Source organism: Microbacterium sp. ARD31, assembly GCF_031844425.1.
The window spans coordinates 102,075-112,282 of sequence record NZ_JAUZVE010000025.1; the positions used below are offsets into that span (position 1 = coordinate 102,075).

The window sequence follows — 10,208 nt, forward strand, 5'->3', positions numbered from 1 at the left end:
TTCCGTCGGCGGCCCCCGGCCGGTGCGTGACACGACCAGGAGCCGCTCCTTCCCTTCGATCGTCCCGCCTGCGACGGTGGTCGGGCAGGGCCGAAGGGCACGACCTGCCCGGTCAGGCTGGGGACCAAGGACCCTGTCCTCCCCCAGGTGGGGGAGCGAGACTCGACCCACCCCAGGGCCCGCGACAGCTCGCGACAGGAGGACGACGGCATGGCCCACGCACCCGCACCACGCCCGCCCGACACCGTCCGGCTGGTCGTCGACGACGTGTCCGGGCTGGCACGCCTCGTGGCGGACGCCGCTCGGCGCGCCCGTGAGTCCGACCGCGCGCTCGAGCTGGTCGAGCCGGCCGTGCCCGCCTGCGACCACGCGGCGCGGGCGCGGGCGATCCGCCGCATGGACGAGGCCCTCGACGTCGCCCGGCGCGCCGCACCGGGCGTCCAGGTGCGGGTGGGCTCTCCCATCGAGCTGCCCGCGCCCCGGCACCCGTCGTGACCGGCGTCCAGGTCGTCCCGGTCGAACCGGTGGCGCTGCAGCGGCTCGCGCCGCTGCTGACGCCCGAGCGCGTCGAGCGGCTCGAGGCCCACGTCGCCGAGGCGCGTCGGTTGCTGGCGACGCGCAGCGTCTGGAACGTCAACTCGACCGCGCGGGGCGGCGGCGTCGCGGAGATGCTGCACACCCTCGTCGCCTACGCGGCCGGGACCGGGGTCGACGTCCGCTGGCTCGTGGTGGGCGGTGAGAGCGACTTCTTCGCCGTCACCAAGCGCCTGCACAACCGGCTGCACGGCGTCCCGGGGGACGCGGGCGCGCTCGACGCGGCTGCGCGGGCGACGTACGACGCCACCCTGGCGCGGCAGCGCGACCAGGTCCTCGAGCTCGTGCGGCCGGGCGACCTGGTGCTGCTCCACGACCCGCAGACCGCCGGGCTGGCCCAGCCGCTGCGCGACCGGGGTGCCCTCGTGGCGTGGCGCTGCCACGTCGGGCTCGACGAGCACGACGAGTGGACGCGCGAGGCGTGGGGCTTCCTGCGCCCGCTCGTCGAGCCGGCGCACGCCTGCATCTTCTCGCGGGAGTCCTTCGCCCCCGACTGGGTCGACCGCCGGTGGCTGCGGGTGATCCCGCCGTCGCTCGACCCGTTCAGCCCCAAGAACACCGACCTCGACGACCGCGAGGTCGCCCGGCTGGTCCACCGCGAGGGGCTCGTGGTCGAGGGAGCGCCCCTGCCGGTGGACGGGAAGGTCGTGCTGCAGGTCAGCAGGTGGGACCGGCTCAAGGACATGGCCGGTGTCCTCGAGGCGTTCGCCGACCACCTCGACGAGCTCCCCTCCGACACCCACCTGGTGCTCGCGGGGCCGGAGGCGTCGGGAGTGGCGGACGACCCGGAGGCGGCCGAGGTGCTCGCCGAGTGCCGGGAGCGGTGGCGGTCCCTCCCCGCCGCGGCGCGCGAGCGCAGCCACCTGCTGTCGGTGCCGATGGACGACCTCGAGGCGAACGCCCGCACCGTGAACGCGCTGCAGCGCTGGTCCACCGTCGTGGTGCAGAAGAGCCTGGCCGAGGGGTTCGGCCTCACCGTGACCGAGCCGATGTGGAAGGCCCGGCCGGTGGTGGCGTCCGCCGTCGGCGGCATCCGCGACCAGGTCGAGGACGGCGTCAGCGGCGTGCTGCTGCGCGACCCGCGCGACGGCGCCGGGCTGGCGCGTGCGCTGTCGTCCCTGCTCGGCGACGCCGGGCGTCGCGAGGCGATGGGCCGTGCGGCCCACCTGCGCGTCCGCGACCACTACCTCGCCGACCGCCACCTCATCCAGTACGTCGAGCTCTTCGCGCAGCTGCTGGGCGAGGCGTAGCGCCTCACTCCCGTCCGGTCGCGGCGCGGAACGCCTCGAGCGCCGTCGGGAGCGTCGGGAAGACGTGGTCGGCACCGATCCGGTCGAGCACGCCGCTGGGCGCCAGCGCGTCCCGGGGGTCCTGCTTGAGCCGGGCGAGGGCCAGCACGACGCCGCGCTCGGCGAGCTCGGCGCGCAGCGTCTCGAGCGCGTCCGCCCCGGTGAGGTCCACCTCGCCCATCGCCTCCGCGTTGAGCAGCACCCACTCGGGGTCGTAGGCCGCCACCGACTCCCGCACGCGGGCGAGGAAGTTCTCGGCGTTGGCGAAGAACAGGGGAGCGTCGTAGCGGTAGACGAGCAGCCCGGGGACGGGCGTGGCGTCGTCGTAGTCGTCGACGTCGTGCATGCCGGCCACGTCGGGGACGAGGCCCTCGACGGCGTCGTGCGGGCGGGCGACGCGGCGGAAGACGTCGACGAGGGACAGGCTGACCGCGACCAGCACACCCTCCAGGACGCCCAGCACGAGGACGCCGAGCGTCGTCGCGAGCGCGATGGCCAGCTCCGTGCGCCGGTAGCGGGCGATCCGGACGAACTCGTCGACGTCGACCAGCCGCAGTCCGGCGTAGACGACCACGGCGGCGAGCGCCGCGTCGGGGAAGCGGGCGAGCACGGGTCGCAGCGCGACGACCAGGACGAGGGCGGCGCCCAGGGTGGACAGCCCGGCCCAGCGGGACCTACCGCCGACGGCGTCCACGATCGCGGTCCGGCTGCCCGAGCTGCTCACCGGGAAGCCGTGGACCACGCCGGCGGCGACGTTGGCCGCGCCGAGGGCCAGGAGCTCGCGCCGCGCGTCGACCCGGTCGCCGTGGCGAGCCGCGAAGGCGCGCGCGGTGAGGACGTTGTCGGTGAAGCCCACGACGGCGATGGCGAGCGCCGTGGTCAGCAGCGCCCACGACCCGAGCGAGGCCACCGACGGCAGCCCGACCTCCGGCAGCGCGAAGGGCAGCGTGCCCACCACGGCCACGCCGTCGTCGGAGAGCCGGGCGACGGCCACCACGACCGTCGCGACCAGCATGCCGGCGAGGGGCACCGGCCCGGTCGGCCACACGCGGGCCCCCAGCAGCAGCACGGCGAGCGTGCCGAGGCACACCGCGAGGGTCGGGCCGTGGACCGCCCACGGGTGCTGCAGCAACCACCACGCCTCCGCGAGCGGGTCCCCGTCGGGGATCTGCGCGGCGGTCGCGCGTGCGGCCTGCGAGAGCACCATCAGGCCCGCGATGCCCGCCATGTAACCCACCAGCACCGGCTTGGAGAGCAGGTCGGAGAGGAAGCCGAGCCCGCCGACCCAGGCCAGCAGGCACACGGCGCCGACCGCCAGCGCGAGCAGCGCGGCGGTGTCCTGCGGTGACTCGCCCGGCACGGTGATGGCGGCGAGGGCTGCCCCCGTCATCAGTGCCGTCGTCGACTCGGGGCCCACCGAGAGCTGCGGCGAGGACCCGAGCAGGAAGTAGACCGCCAGCGCGACGAAGGCGGCCCAGAGCCCGGCGACGGGCGGCACCCGCGCCAGCCCGGCGTACGCCAGCACCTGGGGCACGAGGTACGCCGCCACGGTCACGCCCGCGGCGACGTCACCGCGCAGCACCCGGCCCGCGGGCGGCCGCAGGGTGTGGCGCCAGGACGCGGTCATCGCACCTCCTCGGCGCCAGTCGACCCCGCGCGGAGCACGGACCGCTAGGGCCCAACGTCCCGCGCTGTCAGCGGCCGGCGGGACCTTTGACAGACTGCGACCATGGACAACCTCACCGTCATCGTCCTCGCCGCAGGCGGCGGCACCCGCATGAAGTCGAAGACCATGAAGGTGATGCACCCCGTCGCCGGGCGCTCCATGATCGGGCACGTGCTCCGGGCCGTGCAGGCCGTCGAGCCCACCCGGGTAGTCGCCGTCGTCGGCCACCAGCGCGAGCAGGTCGGTCCGCACATCACCGAGCTGATGCCCGACGCCGTGCTCGCCGTGCAGGAGACGCAGGAGGGCACCGGGCACGCCGTGCGCATCGCGATGGACGCCGCCGGCACCACCACCGGCACGGTGATCGTGGCGGCCGGCGACACCCCGCTGCTGGAGGGGGAGTCGCTGCGGGCGTTCGCCGCCGAGCACGAGGCGGCCCAGCGCGCGGTGAGCATCCTCAGCGGGCGCGTGCCGAACCCGTTCGGCTACGGCCGGATCCTGCGCAACCACGAGGGCGACGTCGAGGCGATCGTCGAGGAGAAGGACGCGACGCCCGAGCAGCGCGAGATCGACGAGATCAACTCCGGGATCCTCGCCTTCGACGCCGAGTTCCTCGTCAGCGCGCTGCCGCGGATCAGCAACGACAACGCCAAGGGCGAGTACTACCTCACCGACACCGTCCACCTCGCCCGCGAGGACGGCCTCACGGTCGGCGCCCACCTCATCGAGGACGTCGACCAGACCGAGGGGGCCAACGACCGCGCCCAGCTCGCCGAGCTCGGGCGCCGGCTCAACAGCCGGATCGTGACCCGCTGGATGAAGGAGGGCGTCACGGTCATGGACCCGGCGACCACCTGGATCGAGGCCGACGTGGTCCTCGAGCGCGACGCCACGATCCTGCCCGGCACCCAGCTGCTCGGCGCGACGGTCGTGCGCGAGGACGCGGTCGTGGGCCCCGACACCACGCTCAAGGACTGCGAGGTCGGCGCGGGTGCCCGCGTCGTCCGCACGCACGGCGAGCTCGCGGTCGTCGGCGACGGCGCCACGGTGGGCCCGTTCGCCTACCTGCGCCCCGGCACCCGGCTCGGCGCCGACGGCAAGATCGGCACCTTCGTGGAGACCAAGAACGCCGAGATCGGCGCGGGCGCCAAGGTGCCACACCTGTCCTACGTCGGCGACGCCGAGATCGGCGAGGGCACCAACATCGGCGCCGGCACGATCTTCGCCAACTACGACGGGGTGGCCAAGCACCGCACCGTCATCGGCCGCCACGCCAAGACCGGCTCGAACAACACCTTCGTCGCCCCGGTCGAGGTCGGGGACGGCGCCGGCACCGCCGGGGGCACCGTCGTACGCCGCAACGTCCCGGCGGGTGCGCTCGCCGTGAGCTCCTCGCCGCAGCGCAACCTCGAGGGCTGGACTGAGTCCAAGCGGGCCGGCACCGCGCAGGCGGAGGCCGCGCGAACGGCGCGTGAACAGCAGGAGAAGGGCGCCGCGGGGCCTGGCCCGGGATCCGCTGGGTGACCCGGGGTTGGGGATGCCCGGGTCGGTGGGTGAGAATCGTGCCAGCACCTCCGAACGAGCCACCCCCGAGGCTGACCAGCACAGCGAGGAGTCGCGTCGCGTGACCGGAATGAAGCGGACGACCGAGAAGAACCTGATGGTCTTCAGCGGACGGGCCTATCCCGAGCTCGCCGGAGAGGTCGCCGATCTCCTCGAGTGCGGACTGGTCCCCCAGGACGCGCGGGCCTTCGCCAACGGCGAGCTCTACGTCCGCTACGAGGAGTCCGTGCGCGGGTGCGACGCCTTCGTGATCCAGAGCCACACCGCTCCGATCAACGAGTGGATCATGGAGCACCTGATCATGGTCGACGCCCTCAAGCGTGCCTCGGCCAAGCGGATCACGGTGGTCATGCCCTTCTACGGCTACGCCCGCCAGGACAAGAAGCACCGCGGCCGCGAGCCGATCTCGGCGCGCCTGATGGCCGACCTGTTCAAGACCGCCGGCGCCGACCGGCTGATCACCGTCGACCTGCACGCCGACCAGATCCAGGGCTTCTTCGACGGCCCCGTCGACCACCTGATGGCGCTGCCGATCCTCACCGACTACGTCAAGCAGAAGTACGGCGACCAGCAGCTCGCCGTCGTCTCCCCGGACGCCGGCCGGATCAAGGTCGCCGAGCGCTGGTCGGCCCGCCTCGGCGGCGTACCCCTCGCGTTCATCCACAAGACCCGCCGCATCGACGTGGCCAACGAGGTCGTCGCCAACCGCGTCGTCGGTGAGGTCGCCGGCAAGATCTGCATCCTGACCGACGACATGATCGACACCGGCGGCACGATCGTGAAGGCCGCCGAGGCGTGCATGGCCGACGGCGCCGCGGGCGTGATCATCGCCGCGACCCACCCGATCCTCTCCGACCCCGCGGTCGACCGGCTGAAGAACTCCTCCGCCATGGAGGTCGTGGTCACCAACACCTTGCCCGTCCCGCAGGACAAGCAGTTCGACAAGCTGACCACCCTCTCGATCGCGCCGCTGATCTCCCGCGCGATCCGTGAGGTCTTCGAGGACGGCTCGGTCACCTCGATGTTCGACGGCCACGCCTGACGGACGACTTCTGGATCCCCGGTCAGCCGGGGATTCCTGAACTTGTCGGCCCGTGCAACGCCTGACAAGTTCAGTGATCCCCGGTCAGCCGGGGATCACTGGAGCAGGAGTCAGAGCGTGCGGTCGAGGTCGTCCAGCGCGTCGTTCCAGGCGCGGGCGAGCACGGTGGGCACGTCGCCCGCCTCGAGGGCGGCGGCGACCGCGTCGCGGAGCTCACGTCGTACGTCGACCGGGAGCGGCAGGCGCGGGAAGGCGTCGCCGATGACGTCGCCCATCGCCTGGCCCGAGCGGCGGGCGAGGTCGAGGCCGTCGGTGACGTAGCGGGTGAGGTAGGGGCGGACCAGGTCGGCCTGCTCCCAGCCCCAGAAGCCCGCGCCGACGGCGTCGAACTCGTGGCTGCCGAGGTCGCCGCTCATCAGCCGCGCCCACGCCTCGGCCTTGGCCTCCGCGGTGGGGATCGCGGCCCGGGCACCGAGGGCCGCGTGGTGGCCGGCGACCGACCGGTCCCGTGCCTCCTCGACCTCGACGTGGGACGGGTCACCCAGCTCGGCGAGCCGGTGCACGGCGTTCCAGCGCACGGTCTGGTCGACGTCGTCCTGCGCCAGCCAGCCGGCCAGGAAGTCGCGGTCGGCGCTGATCCGGGCCAGCACGCGCGAGGCGCCGGGCGCCAGCGCGGGGTCGCCGCCCTCGACGGCGCCGCGGGCGATGTCGGCGATCGCGGCGAGGTGCCCGGCGACCTCGGCGGGCTCGTCGTAGCGGCGGGTCACCAGCTGCAGGGCGCGCATCACGCCCTCGAAGACCAGCGGGTGCGTCTCGGGGCGCAGGTGGGTGTCGGCGAGGGCGACGAAGTCGGCCACCGGGATCACCTTCGACTCCGTCAGGTCGACCGCGGTCCACCACAGCATCGCCCGGGTCAGCGGCGACTCCACCGACGACAGCCCGGCCGTGATCGCGGCCCACGACTGCTCGTCGGGACGGATCACCGCGAAGGTCTCGTCGCCCGAGTTGGGCACCACGACCTGCCCGGCGAACTCCTCCAGCCGCACCGGCTCGTCGCCGAGCAGCACGTCGCGGGAGCCGACGAGCCCCATCGAGGAGTCGTACGCCGACACCGTGAGGCGGTGCGACCGGGTGCCCTCGCGGGTCAGGACGGGGACGCCCTGCCCGTCGTCGGAGGCCTCGCGCGTCACGACCAGGGTGTCGAACCCCGTCGAGCGCAGCCAGGCCTCGGCCCAGCCGCGGACGTCCTTGTCGGTGGCCGCGTCGAGGGAGTCGAGGAAGTCGGCGAGGTCGGCGTTGCCGAAGGCGTGGGAGGTGAGGTGCTTGTTGACGCCGGCGAGGAAGTCCTCCTCGCCGAGCCAGTGGCCGAGCTGCGCGAGCGCCGCGTTGCCCTTGGCGTAGGTGATCATGTCGAAGTTCGCGAAGGCGGTGTCGACGTCGACGATCTTCTCGGTGTCCTCGGCGATCGGGTGCGTCGAGCGGCGGCGGTCCGCGCGGTAGCCGGTGGGCTTGCGGGTGATGGCGGCCGACGTCCACGCGTCGGTGTACCCGGCGGCCACGCCGGCGACGTCGTACCCCATGAAGTCGGCGAACGACTCGTTGAGCCAGGAGTCCTCCCACCACTTCATCGTGACGAGGTCGCCGAACCACATGTGCGCCATCTCGTGCGCGATCGTCGAGGCCAGCCACTCGCGCTCGAGCTCGGTGGGCGTGCCCTGGGTGAGTGCCTGGTCGCGGAAGACCACGCAGCCGGGGAACTCCATCGCGCCCCAGTTGAGGCCGGGCGCGAAGACCTGCTGGTAGTCGGCGTAGGGGTACTCCGGCTCGAAGATCGTCGTGTAGTGCTGGAAGCAGGCGCTGGTGATCCGCCTGAGCTCGTCGGCGTCACGGCGCAGCTCGCGCTCCTGCGAGGCCCGCGCGTGCCAGCCGAACGGCAGCGTGCCGCCCGGTGCCGGGGCGTAGGGCTCGTCCCAGGTCACCGACACCCAGGGCCCGCCGACCAGCGTGAAGAGGTACGACGAGAACGGCGGCGTGGTCTCGAAGGTCCAGGTGTCGCCGTCACGCTCCTTCAGCGCGCCGTTGGCCAGCACGGTCCAGTGCGACGGCGCGGTGACGCTGACGTCGAAGGTGGACTTGATGTCGGGCTGGTCGAAGCAGGGGATCACCTTATGGCTGATGTCCATCGAGGTGTGCGCGCAGACGTAGCGCTCGCCGTCGGCCGGGTCGATCGTCACGGTCATGCCGTCGCCGTCGGTGACGTACGGCATCCGGGCGGTGACGCGGACCTGGTTGGTCTCGCCGAGGTCGGTCAGCGCGATCCGCCCGTCGGCGTACGGCGCCGGCGACCCGTCGAGCGTGACGTCGGAGCCGCCGTTGAGCTCGAGGAACGTCGAGGCCCCGGGCTGGGTGCAGCGGAACGAGATTGTCGTCTCCACGGCGAAGGACTCGGTCGAGGTGAGGTCGAGGTGGACCTCGGTGTGGACGTCGGTCAGCAGGACGGCGCGGGCGCGCGCCTCGGGGAGCTTCAGGGGCACCCGGCCCACCCTAGTGAGGCCGTCCACCGGATTGGACGAGGGATTCGACGGGGGGACCCGATCCGGGGATTCGACCCGTGCGGTGCCCGGGGTCTAGAGTTCTCGGGTTGCCTCGGCGAGGGAGCGGGTCGGACGACCAGGACTCCGTGATCGACTGGGCCGGACCGCATCACTGCGCCGCGCTCACGATCCGGAGCGCGGCGTTCGTCGTCTCCGGAGCGCCGGGCCCCACGTACCCCGATCCGACACATCCCGACGTTTGGAGAACCCCATGTCTGCTCCCGAGAAGATCGCCGCCGAGCCGCGCACCGAGTTCGGCAAGGGCGCTGCCCGCCGGATCCGCCGCGAGGACAAGATCCCCGCCGTGATCTACGGCCACGGCAACGAGCCGGTCCACGTGATCCTGCCCGGCCACCAGACGATGATGGCCCTCAAGCACGGCGGCGCCAACGCGCTGCTCTCGCTCGACGTCGACGGCACCGAGCAGCTCGCGCTGACCAAGGACGTGCAGATCGACCCGATCCGCCGCGTCATCGAGCACCTCGACTTCGTCGCCGTGCGCCGCGGCGAGAAGGTCACCGTCGACGTCCCGATCCACGTCGTTGGCGACGCGGCCTCCGAGACCCTCGTGGTCAACGAGAACACCGTCGTCTCGATCGAGGCCGAGGCCACGCACATCCCCGAGTTCTTCGAGGTCTCCGTCGAGGGCGCCGCCGCCGGCACCCAGATCCTGGCCAAGGACCTCGACCTCCCCTCGGGCACCACCCTGCTCGCCGACGAGGACCTGCTCATCGTCAACGTGACCGAGCAGATCTCCGCCGAGGCCCTCGAGGCCGAGCTGGAGGAGGCCGAGGCCGAGGCCGGCATCGAGCACGACGCCCCCGAGTCCGAGACCGAGGCCGCCGAGGCCGAGGCGCCCGCCGAGGACGCTGCCGAGGGCACCGACTCCGAGTGACCTGCTGAGCGGGCACTTCCTCGCGCTGGCACTCACTGACCGGGCGGTTCGTCGCGCTACAGCGCGAGGAACCGCCCGGTCGGCGTTTCCCAGCGCGAGGAAGTGCCCGGTCACCGATGCAAGGATGGCGCCGTGACGACGGAGGAGAACGACGTGTGGCTGGTCGTGGGCCTGGGCAATCCCGGACCGGCCTACGCCGGGCACCGGCACAACATCGGCTACCTCGTCACCGACGAGCTCGCCCGGCGGATGGGGAGCCCGTTCCGCGCGCACAAGTCCGGCCGCGCGGACGTCGTCGAGGGCCGGCTGTCGATCGGCGGGCCGCGGGTGGTGCTGGCCCGGGGCCGCGGCTACATGAACGAGTCGGGCGGACCGGTCAAGGCGCTGGCCTCCTTCTACAAGGTCGCCCCCGACCACGTCATCGCCATCCACGACGAGCTCGACATCGCCTTCGGCACGCTGCGGATCAAGCTCGGCGGCGGCGACAACGGCCACAACGGACTGAAGTCGATGCGCTCCTCCCTCGCCACGGGCGACTTCTACCGGGTCCGGGCCGGCATCGGCC

General features: G+C 72.9%; 8 protein-coding genes. 6 read left to right on the forward strand and 2 right to left on the reverse strand.

Going from position 1 to position 10,208, the window contains the following annotated elements:
• The first annotated feature begins 210 nt into the window (after positions 1-210).
• Entirely contained in the window at positions 211-495 is a 285-nt protein-coding gene (locus Q9S36_RS34970; protein WP_311289402.1) for a hypothetical protein, read from the forward strand.
• Positions 492-1,844, forward strand: a complete 1,353-nt coding sequence (locus Q9S36_RS34975) for a glycosyltransferase (RefSeq protein WP_311289403.1) — start codon at positions 492-494, stop codon at positions 1,842-1,844. Before Q9S36_RS34970 ends, Q9S36_RS34975 begins: the two co-directional genes overlap by 4 nt.
• A 4-nt stretch (positions 1,845-1,848) precedes the next feature.
• On the opposite strand, the gene Q9S36_RS34980 is transcribed toward Q9S36_RS34975, so the two are convergent.
• Positions 1,849-3,510 carry a SulP family inorganic anion transporter gene (locus Q9S36_RS34980; RefSeq protein ID WP_311289404.1) on the reverse strand — a complete coding sequence of 554 codons (1,662 nt, stop codon included), beginning with the start codon at positions 3,508-3,510 and terminating at the stop codon, positions 1,849-1,851.
• 102 nt (positions 3,511-3,612) lie between these two features.
• Between Q9S36_RS34980 and glmU the strand changes: the two genes are divergently transcribed.
• Positions 3,613-5,073 carry a bifunctional UDP-N-acetylglucosamine diphosphorylase/glucosamine-1-phosphate N-acetyltransferase GlmU gene (glmU, locus tag Q9S36_RS34985; protein ID WP_311289405.1) on the forward strand — a complete coding sequence of 487 codons (1,461 nt, stop codon included), beginning with the start codon at positions 3,613-3,615 and terminating at the stop codon, positions 5,071-5,073.
• Between the two features lie 109 nt (positions 5,074-5,182).
• Positions 5,183-6,154 (forward strand): ribose-phosphate diphosphokinase, encoded by a 972-nt coding sequence (locus tag Q9S36_RS34990; RefSeq protein WP_396653904.1) that lies wholly within the window; start codon positions 5,183-5,185, stop codon positions 6,152-6,154.
• A gap of 110 nt (positions 6,155-6,264) precedes the next feature.
• On the opposite strand, the gene pepN is transcribed toward Q9S36_RS34990, so the two are convergent.
• Positions 6,265-8,688, reverse strand: coding sequence for an aminopeptidase N (gene pepN, locus Q9S36_RS34995; protein ID WP_311289407.1), 2,424 nt, complete (start codon positions 8,686-8,688; stop codon positions 6,265-6,267).
• 271 nt (positions 8,689-8,959) lie between these two features.
• Between pepN and Q9S36_RS35000 the strand changes: the two genes are divergently transcribed.
• Positions 8,960-9,643, forward strand: coding sequence for a 50S ribosomal protein L25/general stress protein Ctc (locus Q9S36_RS35000; RefSeq protein ID WP_311289408.1), 684 nt, complete (start codon positions 8,960-8,962; stop codon positions 9,641-9,643).
• 132 nt (positions 9,644-9,775) lie between these two features.
• Positions 9,776-10,208 (forward strand): aminoacyl-tRNA hydrolase (pth, locus tag Q9S36_RS35005; protein ID WP_311289409.1); only part of this gene is annotated, 433 nt, incomplete at its 3' end.